Genomic DNA, 20,938 nt, shown 5'->3' with positions numbered 1-20,938 from the left:
CGGAATCCCTGAGGATTCGGGGGGAGAAATCGTTCCCAGATTGCCGTTCAAGAAGCCCGGGTCGCTTCCCCGTCGCGCTGTTCAATGATTATGTCGTAGACAGGATTTGGTCGCGTCGTTTTGCGATCTAAGATCGCGCCAAAATACCAACCGGGGCATATTCCATGGCAGAGTTTCCGACCAAGGCAAAAGTGGTCATCATCGGGCTGGGCGGCATTGTCGGCGCCTCCATCGCCCATCATCTGATCGAACGCGGCTGGGACGACATTGTCGGCATCGACAAGTCGGGCATCCCGACGGATATCGGCTCGACCGCCCACGCCTCGGACTTCTGTTACACCACCAGCCACGATTATCTCTCGGTCTGGACGACGCAATATTCGATCGATTTCTACGAGAAGATGGGCCACTACGCCCGCATCGGCGGTCTCGAAGTCGCCCGCACCGGCGACCACGCCTGGATGGAAGAGATCAAGCGCAAGCTCTCCTCCGCCCGCGCCTTCGGCACCCGCGCCCACTATGTCTCGCCCGCCGAGATCAAGGAAAAGTTCCCGCTGATCGAGGAAGATCAGGTCATGGGCGGCCTCTTCGATCCGGATGCCGGCCTCGTCATCCCGCGCTCGCAGACGGTTGCCGGCAAGCTGGTCGATGCCGCTGAAAAGTCCGGCAAGCTGCAGATGTTCGGCAATACACCGGCCAAGTCGCTGATCGTCGAGAACGGCCGCATCAAGGGCGTGGTCACCCATCGCGGCACGATCATGGCCGATCACGTCATCGTCTGCGCCGGTCTCTGGGGCCGCCTGATTGCCGAAATGGTTGGCGAAGACCTGCCCGTCATGCCGGTCGACCACCCGCTGACCTTCTTCGGTCCCTATAACGAGTTCGAAGGCACCGGCAAGGAAATCGGCTTCCCGCTGCTGCGCGACCAGGGCAACTCCGCCTATATGCGCGACACCGGCGACCCGAAGACGACCGAAGGCGGCCAGATCGAATGGGGCTATTACGAAACCAAGGAACCGCGCCTGTGCCATCCGCGCGAGCTCCTGGAAAAGCATGAGGCCCGCCTTTCCCCCTCGCAGCGCGATCTCGACATGGAGCAGATCCTCGAGCCGCTCGAAAAGGCGATCGAACTGACGCCGATCCTCGGCGAACTCGGCTACAATGAAAGCCATTCCTTCAACGGCCTGCTTCAGGTGTCGGCCGCTGGCGGCGCATCCTGCGGCGAGAGCCAGAAGGTCCGCGGCCTTTGGTATTGCGTCGCCATCTGGGTCAAGGACGGCCCCGGCTACGGCAAGCTGATCGCCGACTGGATGACGGATGGCCGCACCGAGATCGACCATGCCTCCATCGACTATTCGCGCTTCTACAAGCACCAGCTGGAAGAAAAGTTCATCGAAGGCCGCTGCTATGAAGCGGCCCAGAAGATCTACTTCCCCGCAATCCACCCGCGCGAGCCCTATGCCACGGGCCGCAACGTCAAGCGCTCGCCCTTCTATGAACGCGAAGTTGAGCTCGGCGGCTATTTCATGGAACTTGGCGGCTGGGAACGTGCGCATGGCTACAAGGCCAACGAACATCTTCTCGAAAAATACGGCGACAAGGTTCCCGTCCGCGAGAACGAATGGGACAGCCGCCATTTCTGGCGCGTCTCGAATGCCGAACATCTGGCGATGAGCGAGGATTGCGGCATCGTCAACCTGTCGCATTTCTACATGTTCGACGTCGAAGGTCCGGATCATGTCGCGCTGATGGAATGGCTCTGCGCGGCCAAGATCGGTGGCGACGCCAATATCGGCAAGGGTATTTACACCCACTTCCTCGATGACGAGGGCAATGTCCGCGCCGACCTGACGGTCATCCGCATGGCCGACCGCTGCCGCATCATCGACGGCGCCGACGCCGGTCCGCGCGACTTCCACTACGTGAAGCAGGTGGCCGAGGACAAGGGCTTCAACGTCACCGTCACCGACGTGTCGGAAAAGTTCGTCACCATCGGCATCTGGGGCCCAAATGCCCGCGACACGCTGAAAAAGGTTGTTGCCGATCCGGTAGCCCTCGACCCGGAAAACTTCGGTTTCGCGGCAATCAAGCCGATCGAGATCGCCGGAAAGCACGTCACGGCCTTCCGCATCTCCTATGTCGGCGAACAGGGCTGGGAACTGCATATGAAATACGAAGACGGCCTCGCCGTCTGGGATGCGCTCCGCTCCACCGGCGTCATGGCCTTCGGCGTCGAGACCTATGCAAACTCGCGCCGCATGGAAAAGAGCCTGCGCCTGCAGAACGCAGACCTCATCACCCAGTATAACCTCATCGAAGCCGACCTCGCCCGCCCGAAAGTCAAGGAAGCCGACTTCCGCGGCAAGGAAAAGCATCTGGAATACAAGGCGCGCGAAAAGCAGCCAGCCATGCTCTGCACGCTGATCATGACCGAAAACACCGATGCGAATGGCGTCAAGCGCTACCCCGTCGGCTCGCTGCCGGTCGTTGATCCGGCCACCGGCGAAGTCCTCGTCGACAGCCTCGGCCGCCGCTCCTACACGACCTCGATCGCCTATGGCCCGACCGTCGGCAAGAATATCGCGCTGGCCTATCTGCCGGCCGAATATTGCGAAGTAGGCCGCAAGCTCAACGTCGAATATTTCACCGAGACCTACCCGGTCGAAGTCTTCGGCGTAGGCTACAAGCCGATCTACGATCCGGAAAACCTGAAGCCGCGCAGCTGATCGGCGCAGGTTTGGAATAGCTATGTGGCCCGCGCAGCAATGCGCGGGCTTTTTCGTTTTCGCGACCTCACATTGGGCACCGCGCTGACCCCATTCTCTCCGTCATGCCGGACCTGATCCGGCATCCAGCCAGCGCGCGTCCGCGCGCTGAGAGAACTCCTCAGGAGGAGCCCCCACGTGAAAGGAGTCTCTCGCGCGATAGACACCGCGCAGAGGATCCCGGATCAAGTCCGGGATGACGGCGGAGAGGTGGTGCCTCGCCCATCCCAAAGAGACCGATGCACGCTCCCAATTGTCACAGCGACAAGAGAGCGGTTGTCGCAAACACTATTTCATGCAAGGCGTAAACCACGCCCGATTTGAAGCAGACCCCGGCACCAAGGCGATTTCGGCCAACGTGCTGTGCGGTCTCACATCCGGAATTGCGGACAACAAAAGACAGAGCGCTTCAGCGTGTCCGGTGAAGCGCTCTATGGAGCATATACGCATGAGCCTGACACCCGCCCTCACCCGTCACCTGAGCAACCCCGACCTTTTTGGCGATCTCACCTCCATGCAGGCGCTGGCAAAGCCGGTCGGCAGCCGCACATTCCAGGTCTTCAACCCCTCGACCGGCGAACTGCTCGCCGAACTCCCCGACATGGGCGTCGCCGAAACGAAGGAAGCGATCGACAAGGCCTATGTGGCACAGGCCGAATGGGCCGCCATGACCGCACGCGCCCGCAGCGACGTGCTCTGGCGCTGGCACCAGCTGATCGTCGACCACACCGACGACCTCGGCGCGATCCTGACCGCCGAGATGGGCAAGCCGCTGGCTGAGGCGAAATCGGAAGTGAGCCACGCAGCCGCCTATCTGCAATGGTATGCGGAAGAGGCAAACCGCATCTATGGCGAAACGATTTCCGCCCCCTCGAATGACCGCCGCATGCTGGTGATCAAGCAGCCGATCGGCGTCGTCGGCACAATCACGCCGTGGAACTTCCCGGCCTCCATGGTCGCCCGCAAGATTTCGCCGGCGCTCGCCGCCGGCTGCGCCATTGTGCTGAAACCCGCCGAACAGACCCCGCTGGTCGCCGGCGCCATGTTCGCGCTCGCCGAAAAGGCCGGCTTCCCGGAAGGCGTGCTGAACCTCGTCTATGCCGCAGAAGGCGATGCGGTTGGCCATGAGCTTTGCACCAATGCCAAGGTGCGCAAGATCAGCTTCACCGGCTCGACCGAAGTGGGCCGGCTGCTGATGCGCCAATGCGCCGACCAGATCAAGAAGGTGAGCCTCGAACTCGGCGGCAACGCCCCCTTCATCGTCTTTGACGACGCCGATGTCGACGCCGCCGTCGATGGCGCGATCCAGGCGAAATTCCGCAATGCCGGCCAGACCTGTGTCTCGGCCAACCGGCTCTATGTGCAGGCGGGCGTTCATGACGAATTCGCCGAGAAATTCGCCGCCCGCGTCGCCACACTCACCGTCGGCGACGGCTTCACCCAGGATGTCGCCATCGGCCCGTTGATCGACACGCGCGCGCTTGCCAAGATCGAGGCACATATCACCGACGCGCTTTCCAAAGGCGGCACGATCCACTGCGGCGGGGCGCGCATCGACCGCGACGGCACATTCTTCCAGCCGACCGTGCTGACGGATATCTCGTCCGCCATGCGAGTCGCACAGGAAGAAACCTTCGGGCCGCTCGCCCCCATCATCCGCTTTGAAGACGCCGATCAGGTCGTGCGCGAAGCCAATGACACGATCTATGGGCTGGCCGCCTATTTCTACGCGTCCAACCTGAAACGCGTCTGGCGCGTCGCCGAAGCCCTCGAATACGGCATGGTCGGCATCAACACCGGCCGCATGTCTTCAGAGGCCGCCCCCTTCGGCGGCATGAAACAATCCGGCATCGGAAGAGAAGGCTCACGGCACGGGCTGGAGGACTATCTGGAGATGAAATATTTGTGCATGGGCGGGATTTAGAGGGATTGGTCGGCGCGGGTGTGATCGCTCGCGCGGCCGGATCGATGCCGGAAATCTCGTCCAGATAGACTTCAGTGCCGCCAGCCCTGCACCCGAGGCGCACCCCCTTTCAGCGCAGCACTCCCAGAGCCGCTACCCTATTTAATGGAAACAGCGGCTGCATTTCATCAGCAATTGCCGATTGCAACCTACGATAAATTTGATATAAATGCGCAATCTTTTATTGCATCAATATTGGGGAGGTTTGCATGCGTGGAGTTTTCGGACCCGTATTTTGCGTCGGTCTCACAATACCTGCTCTATGTTATTCACAGGACGATTGCTTTGAGGTTCTGCGATATACTGGGCGAAACGACGTGTCCCAGGCGCAAACTTATGCAATCGCAAATAGGATTTATTCGCAGCAATGCGAAGGCAGCACTTACAAAGAAAACAAAAGCCTGAACATAGGGCTGGAGGCCGTAGTAAAGGCAATACCTTTGAAATTCAACCTTGGAAAAGGTTCCGATTTGGAGAAGATGGAGAGCTTCTGCCAATCATACCATGGATTTCTTCAACAGAATTTCTCCGAAGCGATTACCGCTTCAACGGTGTCCGTCGATTCCGTCAAAGCCTGGGAGAGTTGCCAACGCTTCAAGAACTCGGGAATAGAGTTTTCGCCTAACGTACTCTCCAGCTTTGTGACAATCTCCGTCAGGAAAACGGATCCGAATCCGGTAACTGTTGAGAAGATAGAATATGACCCCAGCATTCTGGATTGCCAGACGACCAGCGATGACAGCAACCCGAAGAAATCCTTGCCGGCAAAGGCGTTCACGCGGAAAACTCTGAACTCCGGCGATCAATGGCATGTCAGCTGCGGGCGCATCGGACAGAAGCAAGGTGCGGAAACTTTCTACCCATCGACGTACCTATCCGTTCTAACCACGGCCGGACCATTCAGTCTGCCGATCCAGAGCGAAACTGAAATCGGCTCAACATCTGCACGTGAGATAAGCGAGAACATGAAGGTTCTTGCGGCGCGCCTTGATGACACGGCAAAAAGACGACTTAGCTGCAAAGTCTTCCACACGGATGAATCGGGCTGGGGTCAAGCCCCAAGCATAGTCGCGAGGTCTCCAGAGTTTTTGAACGAGGGCTATACTCTTGCCGGCGGCGGCTGCGAACTCGGCGGGGAAGGACGGCGAGCCCACAACGGTCCGATAACCCAGTCAATACCGACAGCCGAAGCTGACGGTTGGTATTGCAGAGCCATGGATCCACCAAACATCCCACTGGATTACTCGGTTAGAGCTTATGCAATTTATTGCCGCGTTAACTGACGCAGCTGCTGCGAAGCATAAATGGGACGGAAACCTGATATTGAGGCATAAAGCGGGGTGAAGCTTGAGAGCGCTCACCCCTCATACCCCCTGATCACCGCCAGAAACGCCTCCCCATACCGCTCCAGCTTCGACTGCCCCACGCCGGAGATCGAGAGCAGCGCCTCCTCCGTCATCGGCCGTTCCGCCGCCATCGCCGTCAGCGTCGTATCCGGAAACACCACATAGGGCGGGACGGACAGCGATTTGGCGATGGCCATGCGGGTGGCGCGCAGTTCCTCGAAGAGGCCCATATCGGCGTCCGGCAGTGCGGCCTTGGCCTTGGCGGCGGCGGGCGACGTACCCTTGGCGGTCTTGCCCTTGCCCGGACGGTCCTTGCGGAACAGAACCTGCCGCTCGCGCTTGAAGACGGCACGGGCGTCGGGTTCCAGCTTCAGGGACCCGAAGGCCGTATGATCGACGCGAACGAAGCCGGCGGCCAGCAATTGGCGATAGACGGATTGCCAGGTCTTGGCGGGAATATCCTTGCCCGCCCCAAAGACCGGCATTTCCGTATGGCCGAAACGCAGCGTGCGTTCGTTTTCGACGCCCATCAGCACATCGATCAGATGCCCTGCCCCGAAGCGCTCGCCGGTCCGATAGATGGCGGCGAGCGCCTTGATCGCGGCTTCACTTCCGTCCCACGTCTCCACCGGCTTGAGGCAGGTGTCGCAATTGCCGCAATGGCCGGGATGCGCCTCGCCGAAATGCGCGAGGATCGCCTGTCTCCGGCAGCCGGGTGTTTCGCAGATGGCCAGCAGCGCATTGAGCTTGGCGCGCTCGACGCGCTTGATCTCGTCTGCCGCACCCCCTTCATCGATCATCCGCCCGCGCTGGATGACATCGGCCATGCCATAGGCCATCCAGACTTCCGAAGGCAGGCCGTCGCGCCCCGCGCGCCCCGTCTCCTGATAATAGGCCTCCACCGAACCGGGCAGATCGAGATGCGCCACATAACGCACATTCGGCTTGTCGATGCCCATGCCGAAGGCGACGGTGGCCACCAGGCAAAGCCCCTCTTCTTTCAGGAACGCATCCTGATTGGCGTCGCGCACCGCGCGATCCATGCCGGCGTGATAGCCGAGCGCATTGATGCCTTGCGTGTTGAGCCACTCCGCCGTGTCTTCGACCTTCGCCCGCGACAGGCAATAGACAATGCCGCTCTCACCCTCGTGGCGGGAGAGAAAGCGTAGCAATTGCTGGCGCGGCTGGTCCCGCTCGACGATTTCATAGGCAATGTTCGGCCGGTCGAAGGACGAGGTGAAAACCTCGGCCTTTTCAAGCGCCAGCCGCTCGATAATGTCTTCCCGCGTATGCGGATCGGCGGTCGCCGTCAGCGCCATGCGCGGCACGCCGGGGTAAAGCTCGGCAAGCTTGCCGAGATCGCGATATTCCGGCCGGAAATCATGCCCCCATTGCGACACGCAATGCGCCTCGTCGATGGCAAAGAGAGCGATCTTCACGCCGCGCATCATCTCGGCAAAGCCGGGCGTCGCCGCCCGCTCGGGCGTCACATAGAGGAGTTCGAGTTCGCCCTTGGCGAGCGCACGCCGGACGGCTGCATATTCATCACCGCTCAGGGACGAATTGAGCGCCGCCGCCGGAACGCCCAGCTGTTTCAACGCCTCGACCTGATCGCGCATCAAGGCAATCAGCGGCGAGATGACAATGCCCACACCGTCGCGGCAGATGGCGGGGATCTGGTAGCAGAGCGACTTGCCCGCCCCCGTCGGAAACAGAACAACGGCATCCTTGCCGGAAACCACGGTCGAAACGACCTCGGCCTGCGAGCCGCGAAAGGCCGGATAGCCATAGACCCGCTTCAGGATGGAAAGCGGGTCTCTTGCCCCTCCCGGGGCCCAGTTCAGGTCTTCAAGCGCGCGTGTCATGGCCATCACATAGCAGCAGCGGTCGGGCCGCGGCTAGGCCAAAGGGTAACAGCGCTTACTTGACGATCGCCGCTCCACCGGAAATTTCGACCGTCTCGGCACCGCTGAGACCCACACGATCGCCATTCGGCGCGGTGATGAAGCAGCCCGAGGGGCAGATGCTTTCGGTGGCGCCGGGCGACAGCGGCACTTTGGAGCGATTGCCGTTTTCCACGACATCGATGACGACGGCCTTTTTGTCGCCATTGGTGATGTCAGCGGCGATGGCCGGCATGACGCCGGCGAGAGATGCAGTGGCAACAAGTACGATCGACAGGATCTTCATGAGCGCCTCCTCTCAAGAAACGGACAGACCCAAAGCTGCCGTCTTGAGAACAGACTATCGCCCTTTTTGGCTGAATGCGACCTGAATGCGGCGTTCAGCCTCAGTTGCCGTGAGAACCGCCGCTTGAACCGCCGCTGTGGCCGTCACCATCGCCGTCGCCGTCATCGTCATGATGGCTTCCGTCGTCGTCCTCGGGACGATGTCCAAGCCCGCCCATATTTGTGAAGACCTTGTCCGGATTGCCCCGGAACTGCCCGCGTTGCGAAATGGCGTCGCGCAGGATCGAGGTGACCCCATCCTCGATCTTCAGATGCAGTTCGCGCTGCGGGAACGGGAACTCGATCCCCTCTTCCTTGAAGCGCTCGAAGATCGCCAGACGGATATTGTTGCGCACTTTCAGGCCGTCGAGAACGTCGGCCAGATGCACCCGGATCTCGAAATTGAGCGCGGATTCGCCAAAACCCTGGAAGGCAACGACAGGTTCTGGAATTTTCAGCACATTCTCCTGCACCTGCGCGATCTCCAGCAGGATCTCCATCACGCGGCGCGGGTCGGCCCCATAGCTCACGCCAACGGCAATCTCGACGCGGCCGAGCCGGTTCTTGTGCGTCCAGTTGCCGACAGAGGCGTTGATCAGTTCCGAGTTCGGCACGATGATGGAGAGATGCTGGAACGTCTCGATCTCGGTGGCGCGCACAGAAATGCGGCGCACGAACCCTTCCGTCGTACCCGTCACCACCCAGTCGCCCACCTTGAACGGCCGCTCGACCAGAAGGATGAGGCCGGAAACGAAGTTCGAGACGATGTTCTGCAGGCCGAAACCGATACCGAGCGAGAGAGCACCGGCAACGAGCGCGAGACTTGAAAGATCGATCCCCGCCGCCGAAACGCCGAAGAGCGCGGCAATCGCAATCCCGACATAGCCGAAGCCGGTCTTGACCGAGTTGCGCACGCCGCTGTCGAGCTTCGAGCGCGCCAGCACGTTGCCGTCAAGCCAGCGCTGCAGCCAGCGCGTGACCCACAGGCCGATGAAGAAGAAGGCCACGCCGGCAAACAGGCCGATCAGAGAGAAATGGAACTTGCCGATCGAGATTTCGGTGAAGATCTGCGACACCCAGGTCCAGATTTCCGGCAGCTGGAAGCCCCATTGCACCAGAAGCAGCGGCACGCCGATGGCAATGGCGATACCGTAGAAGGCAAAGCCGACGGCGAGGCCAATCTGATCAAGCGTCATTTCCTCGAGCTTGAAGCGGCGCTGGCAATAGCGGCCGAACACCGTATCGCCAAATGCGCCCGGCCTGATGATGGCGCGGCCGGAGAGGAGGCCAAGGAAGGTCGTCACCACGACGGCACCCGCCATGACAATCTGGGTCGCGGCAAAGCGTGCCAGTCCCACATAACCGAGCAGCGCAGCGGCAATGAGGGTGAGACCCGCAATGGCGAGCGGCCAGCGTACGAAGCGCGGCCAGGCCCGCCCGTCATCCGATCCGTCGTCCGGCCGGATGGGCTTGATGAAGGACATCGCCAACATCATCGCGCCGGCGATGATCGAGGTGAAGTAGCTCTTCACCACCGTCAGCACGATATCGGCGCCGAGCGCCTTGCTCACCGCACTGAAGAAGAAGTCCAGGCTGATCATCACGGCAAGCGCCATGATGGCCATCGTCAGCAGCCGCGCGCCACGGTCGGTGACATTCGCAAGCCGCCAGTTCGGTTCAAGCGGCGCCAGAACCGCCGTCGTCAGCCGATAGACGAAGAAGATCGCCAGCACGAGGCCCAGGAAGGCACCGAGGATCGGCGCGATGTCGGCCCGCATGACGTTGAAATTGTCCAGCAGGAAAAGGCTGATGACGTCAAAGACAAGCAGCGCCAGCGTCGGCAGGATGGTCGACCAGAAGGCCACCGAAAGCCGGCTCAGATAGGCCGGGTTCTCGACGCCTGTGTTGCGTCGAACCAGCGGCGACAGCATGCGATAGGAGAAGGTCACGATGACCAGCGCCGCAACCAGCGAGAAGAACAGCGCGCTCATCAGCTGGTAGAATTTGAAATTCCAGACGAAGCGGAACCAGCTCGAGATCGACTGGACGAAATCCGTCTTCTCTTCGTTGAAGGCGCTCGCGGCCTGAGACAGCGTATCGAAATTGACGTCCGTCTTCTTCAGCAGCGTATTGGTGAAGAGCGTGCGGCGGTCTTCCGTAATCTGGTTGGAGAGCTTGCGCGAGGCAATCGAAAGGTTCTCGGCATCGCCCGTCACCGTGTTGATCGTGGCGCGCTCCGCATTGAGCTTTTCCCGCTCGGCCTTCACCGCCGGGTCTTCCGCAGTTCCTGCAGCCGGAGGCTCACCAAGCGCTGCCAGCCGCTCCCGGATCTGCGTCAGGCGCGGATTGAACGACACCGACACATCGAGGATCGACTTCGTCAGCCCGTCGACCTTGAGCTTCAGGTCGGCAAGCTGCTGGTCGTCATCGGACTTGTCGTCGACCTGATCCGTGAGGGCCTTCAGCGTACTGGCCGCATCGCTCAACTGCTTGCGCGCAACCTCGACCGGGCTCGGCTCGGGGGCGACGACCGTGTCGGCTGCAGGTGCTGTGGCCGCAGGTTGCGTATTCTGGGCAGAGGCAGCCGTCACGGCGCCCATGCCGATCAGCGCAAGCGCAAAGAGTGCGGCGGAAAATGCGGAAACTTTTTTCAAGGTCATCAAGGTCTAGCGTTCAATTCAAAAATAGTCGGGGTCAAGGCAAGGGTCGTCAGAAGCTGCTGCCGGGCTGCTTCAGGAACTCGATCTCCTCCTCAGTCGATTCCCGCCCGACAAAATCGTTTCGATGCGGGAAGCGGCCAAAGCGTGCGACAACGTCACGATGCCGCACGGCATAGTCGAGAAGTCGGGCGTCGGGAAGGTCAGAAAACAGCCGTACCGAATATTCCTGATCCTCAAGCGCCTCCGAATGCTCGAACGGCAGGTAGAAGAACGGCCGCTGCCGCCCATGCACCAGCAGATCAGCTCCAGCCGCAATCGCCAGACGCGCCTCGCGACGCGCCAGCCCGTCTGTGGCAAAGGCAAGCGGCGTGGCGCGATACATGTTGCGCGGCAACTGGTCGAGCACGATCACGGCGGCAAGCCGCGCCGAAGGATCGGCCCGCCAGAGCGGTTCGACGGAACGCGCCAGCGCAAGATGCGTGGCACGGAATCGGCGCAAGACCTGCTGGTCGAGCGCCGGCGTCGAATTGTACCAGTCGCGATCGGTCAGCTCCTCGAACCAGAAAGCCAGCACCTCCTGTGGAGAGACAATCCTATCACCCTCGGGCATCATCCGTGCTCCTCGCTGCGTCAGCATGTTCCTAAGACGTGCTCATAACGCACAAGATAGGCTTTTCCGTCAAATTCCGGGTATTTTATGTTCCCCGGATTCAGAAGCTTGAGCAGATTCAGGGCTTTGCACACGAAAAAGCGGGCGGAAACGAAAAAAGATTGAAACGGCGCTTGCCAACCAGAATGAACCTGTTTATACGGCCCCTCACCGAGACGGCAATGCCGCTTTCGAGTGTGGGTGATTAGCTCAGTTGGTAGAGCAGCTGACTCTTAATCAGCGGGTCCACGGTTCGAGCCCGTGATCACCCACCATCCTTTAAGACTTGAGATATCAAGTGGTTAAACAAGCGCCAGCCGGTGACGGCGGCGCTTGTTTCTGTTTTACGACCTCAGAATTCGAGAAGGCCCGAAGCGACCCGAACGGCCTGTCCGCCGATCCGCGCGCGGGTAATTTCACCGGCCGTCACATCGATGTGCAGATGGATCTTCGAGGCGCGGCCCATTTCGACTCCCTGCGCAATCACGAAGGCATGATGACCGTCCGGCAGCTTGTCGCAGGAATGGATGACGCCCGAAAGACCGGCCGCCGCCGCCCCCGTCGCAGGGTCCTCGGCAATGCCCATGTCGGGCGAGAACATGCGGGCCTGGAAATGGGCGCCATTGCCGCTGCGGCAATAGACATAGGCAGAAACGAGATGTCCGCCCGTGAACGGGGCAACCCGCTCCCAGAGCGCCGGATCGAACGCGACCTCGGCCAGTGTCGCCATATCCTTCACCGGGACGAAGAGGAACGGCACGCCCGCCGACCATACGCTCGGATAGTGATTCTCGAAGCCGACATGCTTGACGCTGATCGACAGCGCATCGGCGATCCCCTGCCGCTCCAGCGCGTTCTCGAGCTTGTAATGCGCCGATTTTGTCGGCAGGTCGAATTCTGCGAACGAGGCACCGGTTTCGGCAAGCCGCACGGCGCAGCGCACCGGCCCGACCTTCTCCTCCAGCACCGAAACCTGGTCGATCGCCTGCCCCGCCCCGGCCCGTTCGGCCAGCGCAATCGCCGTCCCGACCGTCGGATGCCCGGCAAACGGCAGCTCGCGGCCGGGCGTGAAGATGCGCAGGCGCGCGGTATGCGCCGGGTTTTCCGAGGCGAAGACGAAGACCGTCTCCGACAGGTTGAACTCACCGGCGATCGCCTGCATCGCCTCGTCGGAAAGGCCTTCAGCCTCCAGAACGATGGCCAGCGGATTGCCGCGCAGCTTTTCATCGGTGAACACGTCGTAGAGCACGTAGGGGCGCGCCATGTTCTAATCTCCTTGCAGAATGCGATTGATCGGCGAACCGCTCGAAAAAATCCTGTCGATTATCGGCGGCATGAAGGCGGGATAATTATGCGCGTTTCTGCTGGCATCGCGAATGACGACCGGACCCGCAATCTCCTGCTCGTGGTCGGTCTCCATGTGGTGACGTACGCGGGCGCAGGCCTCTTCGGCGTCGTAAGGCAGCAGAAACGTCCGAAACAGCGTGACGGCCCGGAAGACGCGGACGCCCAGACAGCCGCCGACTGGCGTGGCGGTGGAAAGATCGATCCCGGTCTCCTCCGCCACTTCGCGCATCATGTTGGCGTCGAGATCGACCTTGCCGTCGACGATGTCATGCGCGTCGAGTGAACCGGCCGCGCAATAGACCCGCCCGGCATTCGCCGTCTTCGCAGCCATCTCGATTGCCAGAATGGCACCGTCGCTGGTGATCGGCACGGCAATCGGGAAGAGATGTTCGGCAACGGGCCGGTCGGGCTGCTTGCGCCACCAGAGCATGGTTGCATAGGGCGTCAGATGGCCAGTCGCGACCAGCCGACCTGCGGCGTCAATGCGGACATCGCGATGAATGAGCATATCGCCGTTGAAGAGCGCCGGATTGGCCTCGTGCTCGGCAAGCCAGTTCGCCTCGATCTCGTCTCTCTTCTGATCATAGAGCGGATGCGGCCCGGCCGCCACGCTGATGTCGTAGCCCGACAGATCGAACAGCGTTCCGTCCTCTGGCCAGACAAATCCCTTGAGCGACATGTTCATGAAAAGACGTCCAGTTCGATGACGACCGGGCAATGGTCGGAGGATTTCGGCCGGTCCCAGCCGACGCGTGGATAGCGTTCCACCGCCTGCCCCGGCGGAAAGATGGTGCGGTAGGGCTGGCCGGCGCGGATGATCTCCGGAATGGCGTCGCGGTTCAGCCCGGCCAGATGCGGCGAAAGCCAGATATAGTCGAGCTGGCTCAGATGCCGCTCCAGAGGCCCCCGCTGATGGAAATGCGTCCAGCGATCCTCCACCGGCCGCCGCGCCACGACATTCTCGGCAAAGCCGTCGGCGGCGAGAATGTCGACGACGCTGCCCGGCTCCTCGACGGGGCTGAAGGCAAAACCGCTCCGCTTGTCGCCGGTGACCTGCAGCTTCTCGCCATAGTCGTTCATGTCGCCGCAGATCGCGTAGTTTGCGCGGCTTTCCGGCCCGTTGCCGAAGCGGCGCGTGACGATCTCGCGCACTGCCCTCGCCTCGGCATGTCGCACCGGCACGGAGGAACTGCGTCCATCCAGCCCGTTGCGCCCGCCATTCATCGACTTGAAATGCACGACATAAAGCGTCAGCGGCACGCCGCCGACCTTCAGGTCGGCTTCCAGACAGTCGCGCTTGAAGATGCGATCCTGCGGCTTGTAGTCGAGCCCGGCGAGTTCCGGCGTGAAGAGATCGAGATCGGCATAGGTGAGCCGCGCATGGCTCCTGATGTCGACAAGCTCGATCGGCGCGCCGGAGCGCGTCGTGTCGCGCATCATCAGCGCCACGTCGATGCCGCGCGAATCATTGCCTTCCATGAGGTATTTCTGCCGGTAGCCCTCGCCGATCATGCGGTAGAGATAGCCGTATTCGAAGGCCTTGAGCGCCTCGATATTGTCGACCTCCTGAAGGCAGAGAATGTCGGCGTCCATGTCGGCAATGGCGAGCGCCGTCAGCTGCCGCATGTCGTCCGTGGAGGCGATCAGACGCGCCTCTTCAAGCCGCTGGAACTCGGCCTCGCTGCGAATATCGAAGAGCCTGAGCGCCCGATCCTGGTGCAACTCGTTGCGATAGCCGCTGAAATCGAACCGCGAAAGCAGGTTCTCGATGTTGAAGGTTCCGAGCCTGACGCTCATCGGTCATCCCTGTCGCTACGGCGCCCACCGTAGCCAAAGGCGAGGCTTTGTCAAACCGTCGCCCGCGTGGCAACGGGCTTTTCCTCAAGCCGTGCGGCAGCCCGTGCCTTGGTCCATTGGCGAACCTTCTTCTCGGCCGGAAGCTCGATGAACGTGTAGCTGAAATGCGAAAGAACAATGATGACGACGACGGCGGCAGCGGCGAGCAGGTTGTTCCCGATCGGACCGAGGACAATGATCTTGGTCATCGCACCATGAAACATCTGCGAGTCGATCAGTTGCACATGGGTGAGCTTCTGGATGACCTCGGCCACGTTGACGAGCCGCAAGAGCACGAAGGCGTGGATCACATAGACCGACAGCGAAATCACCCCGAGATGGACAAGCCATGGGTGGCTCATGAAGCGGGAAATCGCCCCCTTCTGAAGCGCGAAGACGAGCAGGCAGAACGTGTAGCCCGCCGGAATGATGGCGGATACGCGCGAGGCGCCCAGCATTGCCGGAAGCGCGAAGATCGCGATGGTCGCAATCACCTCAAGCAGGTTCCAGACAGCCATCGGAACGCCCTCGTCAAGCTTCTTCGTCTTGATCCAGTAGAAGACGTAGAAGGTCAGCGCCCCACCGGCAAAACCGTAGGTCGAGCGCAGGAGACCATACTGGTAGTTTTCCCGCATCGGATGGTCGGAGAGGATCGCAAGCAGGATCGGCGACGCGATGAAGCCGACAATGGCGAAAGGCAGGAAGCGCTTGCCGGGCACGAGCATGCAGAGCGCGAAGAGGATATAGGCCGTCCACTCGGTCGAGAGGCTCCACGTCGGGTAGTTCCATGTCAGCATGTCATGGATGTCGAGGCTCTGGATCAGCAGCAGGTTGGTGAAGAGCGAGGGGATCGTGTTGCCGCCGCTGAAAGCCTCCCGGTCGACAAGACCTGCCCTGTTGCCGAAATAGACGAGCACCAGCTCGAACAGGACGAACAGCATGAGCATGACGAAGTGGATGGGATAGATGCGGGCGAGACGCTCGGTCAGGAAGCGCTTCACCCCATAGCCATTGGCGAGCTTCGGTTCGTAATGCGCGACGATCACGAAGCCGCTGAACAGGAAGAAGACGTCAATGATCGCAGAGCCGGAATAATAGAAGCTCGTATTCTGCAGGACCACTTCGCCGGGAAAATGGGCCAGCACGACGATGAGCGAGAGAACGCCCCGCCATCCATCCAAAGCCGTCAGTCGCATGCCGATCCGCCTCTTCGGCGTGGCAGCGCGCATTCACGCGTCGCCACGTCCGGTCATGGAACGGCCCAGCGCCGCTCGCGTCGCGCGAAATCTACGATCGTGCCGGTTGATATTTCATGAACCGGCAGCGCTTCACGCGGCCTGCTCATCCTTGATCAGCGCGCCAAGGCGGGAAATCCCGGTCTCGATCGCATCATCGGACGCGCAGGAGAAGGACAGCCGGATCGTATTCTCGCCCGTGCCGTCGGCATGGAAGGCCTTGCCGGGCACGAAGGCGATGCGGTGATCGCGGATTGCCTTGGCCAGCAGCGATGCGCCGTCGAAGCCCTTGGGCAGCGTCACCCAGACGAACATGCCGCCTTCTGGCTTCGTCCATTCGACGCCGGCGGGCATGTATTTCGTCATCGCTTCCAGCATGCGGTCGCGGCGGTGGCTGTAGGTCTTGCGGATCTTTTCGACCTGCGCATCGAAGATCTTGTGCGCGACCTTGCCCATGACGACCTGGTTGACCGTCGAGGAATGAAGGTCGGAGGCCTGCTTGACGAGGACGAGCTTGCGGATGACGTCCTGTGCGGCCACGATGTAGCCGAGGCGAAGGCCGGGCGCGAGCGTCTTCGAGAAGGAGCCGCAATAGAGCGTGCGGGTCTTGTCGATGTCACCGCCATTGCGTTCGATATCGAGCGCCAGGATGGGCTTCACCGTCTCGCCGCTGTAGCGAAGCTGCTGGTAGGCCGCGTCTTCGATGACGGCGATGTCGAGCGCTTCGGCAAGGTTCAGGATATTCTCGCGGCCCGCACGCGGGATCGTTTCGCCCGACGGGTTGGAGAATTCAGGAACGCAATAGGCGAACTTGACGCGGCCACCGGCCTGCGCTGCCTTTTCGGCATAGGTCGCCGGCTCGCGATTGGTCATCGGGTCGAGCTTGTCATAGTTCGGCTCGTAGGCGTTGAAGGCGCCGAGCGCACCCATATAGGTCGGCCAGGTGACCAGCGCCGTGTCCTTCGGCGACAGCAGAACCTTGCCGATATAGTCGAGGCCCTGCTGCGAGCCGGAAACGATGAAGATGTTGTCCGGGGCGCAAGGAATGCCGAGCTTGCCCATCTCGCCGACCAGCCATTCGCGCAGCGGCTTGTAGCCTTCGGAAACCGAATATTGCAGCGCCGGCACCGCTTCGGGGCCCGTCAGCACTTCGGCATAGGCCTTGGAGAATTCTTCAGCCGGAAACAGGGTCGCATCCGGAATGCCACCGGCAAATGAAATGATGTCGGGCTGCTCAAGAAGTTTCAGGAGCTCGCGGATTTCGGACGCCTTCATGCGGCTCGCGCGTGAAGCGAAGATCTTTTCCCATTCCATGGTGGTTCATCCCGTCGATTTGTTATTGGGGAAGGTAAACATGCCGCTCAGTTTATGTCAACAATGCTGACCTATCCAAACCGCGCAAAATCAGCGAATCTTAAGATTGCACTCCTAAGGTCGAGACACGTCCTCACTTCGTCGCAGCCGCCCGGCCCAATGGCAAGATCTTCATGTCCGACCGCTTCCAAACCGCCCCCGACCTGCCCTCGACATCGCCAGGGACAGCAAGCCCGGAAACGTCGATGCTCGCGACAAGGGGCCGCATCCTGCTGCTGGCGCTCTACGGGGTGGCGCTCGTCGCCCTGCTGGTTCTGACCGCGCCGCGCCACGGACCATGGTTTGACGAGTTCTGGACCCGCTTCTTCGCCGATCCCTCCGTTGGCTTCCTCAACGCCTTTGCCGTGCGCTGGGTCGCGGACGTGCATCCGCCGCTCTTCTCTGCGCTCGCCTGGCTGACTGCCCGGGTCGACAGGGTGCCCATCGAAGAGGCGCGCCTGCTCAACCTCATCCCGCTCGGCCTGCTCACAATCTATCTGGCGCTTGTCGGCCAGCATCTGCCGCGCGAGCGGTCCTTCATTGCCGTGCTGGCGATCTCGCTGGGATCGAGCGCCTTCTTCATCGACTATTTCATCGAATACCGGTCCTATTTCACCGGGCTTTGCGCCTTCGCCGGGCTGACGGTGACGCTTGTCGCGCAGGATCGCCGGATGGCGGACGACAAGAATGGCACTGAATTTCTCTTTTGGTGCGGCTACACCATCACCCTCCTCACCTGCCTCAACATCCATTACCTGACGATGGCCATGACGGTCGTCATCGTCGCGGTGTTCGGAATTGCCGCGGCAATCCGGGGAGACTGGCGGCGTTTCAGCATCTACCTGATCACCGGGATCCTGGCCTCGGCGCCCTTCATCGCCTTCGTCGCCTATCAATGGGCAACCATCCAGCGCATCTCGAGCGACTACTGGCTGAAGACCGACATCCCGTCAGCCGTGATGATGTTCGTGGCGGCCATCGCGGCTCCGATCGCGCACAAGCAGGGACTGGTCACCATCGCCTGGATCGCGGCCGCAATCCTGTTCCTGCGCAGCACGACACGACAGAGGCTCGACCGCACGGCCGTGGTGCTGCTCATCGCCATTGCTGCGGAAATCGCGATGTTGCTCGCCTATACGGCGCTCACCGCCGCCATGACCGAGCGCTATCTGATACCGCTGGCGATCCTGTCGGCAGCCCTGTTCGCGTCCATCCTGTCGCGCCCGATCTACGAGTCACGCTGGCTCCTCGCGCTTTTCATCGCGACCAACCTGCTCGCCGCCATCGCAACGGCCATGCCCCACTGGAGCGACCCGCGCTGGGACGAGGCCGCGCAATATCTTGCGGAGAAGCAGAAGGCCTGCAGCGGCGCGCGCATCGTGCCCATGCAGCAGGACCCGAACGACCACACGCCCAACACGGTCGAAAACTACAACGAGGCCTATGCCTACATGGCCCGGAAATGGAGCCTCACGCTCGGCCCGGTCGACACGCCGTCATCGCGCCCGAACGACCCGGCATGCGCCGACTATTACTGGGCCGACCACTTCTTTGCCGCCGGCAAGAGCAGGGATCTTCTGCTGACGCAATTCGGCAAGCGCTGGCCGGCGCTGAAGGGCTGCAGGATCGAGGTGACGGCATTCAGGTCGACAGCGGCGGTTTTCGAGGTCAGCGGCAAAGCGCCGGATTGCCTGCGTTGACGGCGAAGCCTGTCGGTCTTCGTGCCGCTGGCTCGGCATCAGCTGGCCCATCACCCCGAGCCCGACTGGTCTGATAAACCGCACACGAGGTCGCAGCCGCGAGCATCGAGCCCTGCCAACCTCAATCAGGAGCTCGCCCGGACCCCCGCCAAAAGTACCTTGGCGGTCCACAGTGCCGTCTCTTCGATCTGCTTGTTGTTCATGCCGCAGATATCCTTGAAGACGATAAAGGTTTCGATGCCCGTCAGCAGTGAGAGCGCGGCCATGAGATTGCGCATCTGCGACTTCGTCAACTCGCCCTCAAGCGGCTGAAGTGCCTCCGTCAGCCAGGCGATACGGCGCCCCCCTCGCTTCACGGGGCTTTTCCCAGTCGCCGAGCTCGCCAGAAATGACCGGAACATGGGCTCGTTGGAGGCCACCATGGCGGCGACCTGCTTGATCACCTCGGCGACACGTTCCTCCGCCGTGTTCAGTTCCAGCGCACCGCCGGTAATATCCATCGAAATCCCGGAGGCGACGGCATCCAGCAATGCCTCCCGCATCATGTCATCCGGGTTGGAGAAATAGCGATAGGCTGTGGCCCTCGAAATCCCCGCATGGTCGGCCGCCTCGGCAACCGTCGGCTGACCGCCCTTCTCCGACAGGGCGCGGGCCGCCCGCAGCAATTCGCCACGCGTCCGCTGCTTCTGGTTGATCCGTTCGAAACTTTTCTCTTGACTGCTCATGGCACCTCTCTTATGAGACTATTATCTCATAACGAGATTTATGTATCACAATTCGGAGAGGGTACAACATGAATATGATACCGTTCATTGACGAATCCCGGTGGGCAGGCACGCCCCCTGTGGTTCACTTTCTTGGCAACATCCTGACCTTCGTCGCCGACTGCGAGAAGACGGGCGGCAGCTTCACGCTGACCGAATGCAAGACGGCGCCTGGCGCTGGCGCGCCACCGCACACCCAGGAGGATGAGGAAGCCTTCATCGTCCTCGAGGGCGCCTACCAGTTCCTCATCGGCGACAGGATGGAGACGCACAGCATCGGCTCTGTCGTCCACATCAAGCCGGGCATGGTCCATGCATTCAGCAATCAGGGCGACAAGCCCGCCCGCATGCTGATCCTCAACCTGCCGGGCGGCATGCATGAAGGCTTCTTCCGCGCCGTCGGCGATCCGGTTCGTCCCGGACAGACGGAGTTTGCCGATCCCGGCCCACCCAACGTCGAGCTGCTGTGCGAAGTCGCCAGCCGCTACGGGATCCGCATCCTTCCGCCCCCGGCGGCGGCATGATGACAGGCGGCTCCGCGACCTCGCGGAAACCGCCATGGCAGCGCCGGTCGGGGGACGCGGCGCTGCCAATGCCCCAAAACTCAAGCCGATGGACACTTCCATGCGCACGCTTTCCTATTTCTGCTTTGTTTCCGCAGCCCTTTACGCCCTGATCGGAATGGCGATGGGCATATTCATGGCCGCGTCCCATGACCACACGCTATCGCCCGCCCACGCCCACCTCAACCTGCTGGGTTGGGTTTCCATGGGAATCTTCGGTCTCTTCTATCAAGCCGCACCCGGTGCAGCGAGCAGAAGGATCGCGAAGTACCATGTTGCCTTCGCAACGCTCTCGGTCTGGCTCCTGATCCCCGGCGTCGCCATGGCCAATCTCGGCATGAACGAAGGTCTAGCCGTCATCGGCTCCCTCATGACGATTGCGTCCATGGCGCTCTTCTTCTTCATCGCCATTTCGACGCCGCGCATCGCCAACGCGTGATCCAAAAGAAAAAAGCCGGGGAAGTTTCCCTCCCCGGCCTCGTTGTCTTGTCTCGGCAACTCGACAAATAGTTGCGAGCCTTGTCGACCA

Annotated in this window: 16 protein-coding genes and 1 tRNA gene; 7 read left to right on the top strand and 10 right to left on the bottom strand. The window is 61.3% G+C overall.

The genetic code is table 11. From position 1 onward, the window contains the following. Positions 1–164: 164 nt before the first annotated feature. The 3 genes from LQK84_RS09685 to LQK84_RS09675 all read left to right on the top strand — a co-directional run bounded on the left by LQK84_RS09685 (position 165) and on the right by LQK84_RS09675 (position 6,011). The gene (locus LQK84_RS09685) at positions 165–2,726 is read left to right on the top strand and encodes a GcvT family protein (protein WP_230828493.1); all 2,562 of its coding nucleotides are present in this window, start codon (positions 165–167) and stop codon (positions 2,724–2,726) included. 487 nt (positions 2,727–3,213) lie between these two features. After that, positions 3,214–4,689, top strand: a complete 1,476-nt coding sequence (locus tag LQK84_RS09680; RefSeq protein WP_230828492.1) for an NAD-dependent succinate-semialdehyde dehydrogenase — start codon at positions 3,214–3,216, stop codon at positions 4,687–4,689. Between the two features lie 356 nt (positions 4,690–5,045). Beyond that, positions 5,046–6,011 carry a hypothetical protein gene (locus LQK84_RS09675; RefSeq protein ID WP_230828491.1) on the top strand — a complete coding sequence of 322 codons (966 nt, stop codon included), beginning with the start codon at positions 5,046–5,048 and terminating at the stop codon, positions 6,009–6,011. A 74-nt stretch (positions 6,012–6,085) separates the two neighbouring features. Here the strand turns inward: LQK84_RS09675 and recQ are convergent, their stop codons facing one another. The 4 genes from recQ to LQK84_RS09655 form a co-directional block, all read right to left on the bottom strand. Beyond that, on the bottom strand, positions 6,086–7,939 hold the full coding sequence (gene recQ, locus LQK84_RS09670; RefSeq protein ID WP_230828490.1) for a DNA helicase RecQ: 1,854 nt from the start codon (positions 7,937–7,939) through the stop codon (positions 6,086–6,088). Between the two features lie 55 nt (positions 7,940–7,994). Continuing rightward, a complete protein-coding gene (locus LQK84_RS09665; protein WP_230828489.1) occupies positions 7,995–8,264 on the bottom strand; it encodes a hypothetical protein in 270 nt (89 codons plus the stop codon). A 100-nt stretch (positions 8,265–8,364) separates the two neighbouring features. Next, the gene (locus tag LQK84_RS09660) at positions 8,365–10,962 is read right to left on the bottom strand and encodes a mechanosensitive ion channel family protein (RefSeq protein ID WP_230828488.1); all 2,598 of its coding nucleotides are present in this window, start codon (positions 10,960–10,962) and stop codon (positions 8,365–8,367) included. Between the two features lie 49 nt (positions 10,963–11,011). Next, the gene (locus tag LQK84_RS09655) at positions 11,012–11,572 is read right to left on the bottom strand and encodes a DUF924 family protein (protein ID WP_230828487.1); all 561 of its coding nucleotides are present in this window, start codon (positions 11,570–11,572) and stop codon (positions 11,012–11,014) included. A 238-nt stretch (positions 11,573–11,810) separates the two neighbouring features. On the opposite strand from LQK84_RS09655, the gene LQK84_RS09650 reads away from it, so the two are divergent. Continuing rightward, a tRNA-Lys gene (locus LQK84_RS09650) sits at positions 11,811–11,886 on the top strand. 77 nt (positions 11,887–11,963) lie between these two features. On the opposite strand, the gene LQK84_RS09645 is transcribed toward LQK84_RS09650, so the two are convergent. The 5 genes from LQK84_RS09645 to LQK84_RS09625 form a co-directional block, all read right to left on the bottom strand. Continuing rightward, entirely contained in the window at positions 11,964–12,875 is a 912-nt protein-coding gene (locus LQK84_RS09645) for a PhzF family phenazine biosynthesis protein (RefSeq protein ID WP_230828486.1), read from the bottom strand. A 3-nt stretch (positions 12,876–12,878) separates the two neighbouring features. Beyond that, the gene (locus LQK84_RS09640; protein WP_230828485.1) at positions 12,879–13,643 is read right to left on the bottom strand and encodes an NUDIX hydrolase; all 765 of its coding nucleotides are present in this window, start codon (positions 13,641–13,643) and stop codon (positions 12,879–12,881) included. Further along, entirely contained in the window at positions 13,640–14,755 is a 1,116-nt protein-coding gene (locus LQK84_RS09635) for an endonuclease/exonuclease/phosphatase family protein (RefSeq protein WP_230828484.1), read from the bottom strand. The genes LQK84_RS09640 and LQK84_RS09635 overlap by 4 nt, the downstream gene beginning before the upstream one ends. 50 nt (positions 14,756–14,805) lie before the next feature. Further along, positions 14,806–16,023, bottom strand: coding sequence for an acyltransferase family protein (locus LQK84_RS09630; protein ID WP_230828483.1), 1,218 nt, complete (start codon positions 16,021–16,023; stop codon positions 14,806–14,808). Between the two features lie 99 nt (positions 16,024–16,122). Beyond that, positions 16,123–17,343 (bottom strand): aminotransferase-like domain-containing protein, encoded by a 1,221-nt coding sequence (locus LQK84_RS09625; RefSeq protein ID WP_230828482.1) that lies wholly within the window; start codon positions 17,341–17,343, stop codon positions 16,123–16,125. A 245-nt stretch (positions 17,344–17,588) separates the two neighbouring features. Between LQK84_RS09625 and LQK84_RS09620 the strand changes: the two genes are divergently transcribed. Beyond that, positions 17,589–19,082, top strand: a complete 1,494-nt coding sequence (locus tag LQK84_RS09620; protein ID WP_230828481.1) for a hypothetical protein — start codon at positions 17,589–17,591, stop codon at positions 19,080–19,082. Between the two features lie 125 nt (positions 19,083–19,207). Here LQK84_RS09620 and LQK84_RS09615 read toward each other — a convergent pair whose 3' ends face one another. Further along, positions 19,208–19,807, bottom strand: a complete 600-nt coding sequence (locus LQK84_RS09615; RefSeq protein ID WP_230828480.1) for a TetR/AcrR family transcriptional regulator — start codon at positions 19,805–19,807, stop codon at positions 19,208–19,210. Between the two features lie 68 nt (positions 19,808–19,875). Here LQK84_RS09615 and LQK84_RS09610 point away from each other — a divergent pair, with 68 nt between their 5' ends. Both LQK84_RS09610 and LQK84_RS09605 read left to right on the top strand, forming a co-directional pair. After that, on the top strand, positions 19,876–20,370 hold the full coding sequence (locus LQK84_RS09610; RefSeq protein WP_230828479.1) for a cupin domain-containing protein: 495 nt from the start codon (positions 19,876–19,878) through the stop codon (positions 20,368–20,370). A gap of 34 nt (positions 20,371–20,404) precedes the next feature. Further along, positions 20,405–20,848 carry a cbb3-type cytochrome c oxidase subunit I gene (locus tag LQK84_RS09605; protein WP_230828478.1) on the top strand — a complete coding sequence of 148 codons (444 nt, stop codon included), beginning with the start codon at positions 20,405–20,407 and terminating at the stop codon, positions 20,846–20,848. Positions 20,849–20,938 lie beyond the last annotated feature (90 nt).

The organism is Rhizobium sp. C4, from assembly GCF_021026315.1.
GTDB lineage: Bacteria > Pseudomonadota > Alphaproteobacteria > Rhizobiales > Rhizobiaceae > Ensifer_A.
Note: the sequence above shows the minus strand (reverse complement) of the source record. Positions and strands in the feature narration are given on the sequence as shown.

Excerpts from the sequence above, each read along its gene's own strand:
- LQK84_RS09685 (WP_230828493.1), top strand. The coding sequence starts at position 165 with ATGGCAGAGTTTCCGACCAAGGCAAAAGTGGTCATCATCGGGCTGGGC.
- LQK84_RS09680 (WP_230828492.1), top strand. The coding sequence starts at position 3,214 with ATGAGCCTGACACCCGCCCTCACCCGTCACCTGAGCAACCCCGACCTT.
- recQ (WP_230828490.1), bottom strand. The coding sequence starts at position 7,939 with ATGACACGCGCGCTTGAAGACCTGAACTGGGCCCCGGGAGGGGCAAGA.
- LQK84_RS09665 (WP_230828489.1), bottom strand. The coding sequence starts at position 8,264 with ATGAAGATCCTGTCGATCGTACTTGTTGCCACTGCATCTCTCGCCGGC.
- LQK84_RS09660 (WP_230828488.1), bottom strand. The coding sequence starts at position 10,962 with ATGACCTTGAAAAAAGTTTCCGCATTTTCCGCCGCACTCTTTGCGCTT.
- LQK84_RS09655 (WP_230828487.1), bottom strand. The coding sequence starts at position 11,572 with ATGCCCGAGGGTGATAGGATTGTCTCTCCACAGGAGGTGCTGGCTTTC.
- LQK84_RS09645 (WP_230828486.1), bottom strand. The coding sequence starts at position 12,875 with ATGGCGCGCCCCTACGTGCTCTACGACGTGTTCACCGATGAAAAGCTG.
- LQK84_RS09640 (WP_230828485.1), bottom strand. The coding sequence starts at position 13,643 with ATGAACATGTCGCTCAAGGGATTTGTCTGGCCAGAGGACGGAACGCTG.
- LQK84_RS09635 (WP_230828484.1), bottom strand. The coding sequence starts at position 14,755 with ATGAGCGTCAGGCTCGGAACCTTCAACATCGAGAACCTGCTTTCGCGG.
- LQK84_RS09630 (WP_230828483.1), bottom strand. The coding sequence starts at position 16,023 with ATGCGCGCTGCCACGCCGAAGAGGCGGATCGGCATGCGACTGACGGCT.
- LQK84_RS09625 (WP_230828482.1), bottom strand. The coding sequence starts at position 17,343 with ATGGAATGGGAAAAGATCTTCGCTTCACGCGCGAGCCGCATGAAGGCG.
- LQK84_RS09620 (WP_230828481.1), top strand. The coding sequence starts at position 17,589 with ATGCTCGCGACAAGGGGCCGCATCCTGCTGCTGGCGCTCTACGGGGTG.
- LQK84_RS09615 (WP_230828480.1), bottom strand. The coding sequence starts at position 19,807 with ATGAGCAGTCAAGAGAAAAGTTTCGAACGGATCAACCAGAAGCAGCGG.
- LQK84_RS09610 (WP_230828479.1), top strand. The coding sequence starts at position 19,876 with ATGAATATGATACCGTTCATTGACGAATCCCGGTGGGCAGGCACGCCC.
- LQK84_RS09605 (WP_230828478.1), top strand. The coding sequence starts at position 20,405 with ATGGCAGCGCCGGTCGGGGGACGCGGCGCTGCCAATGCCCCAAAACTC.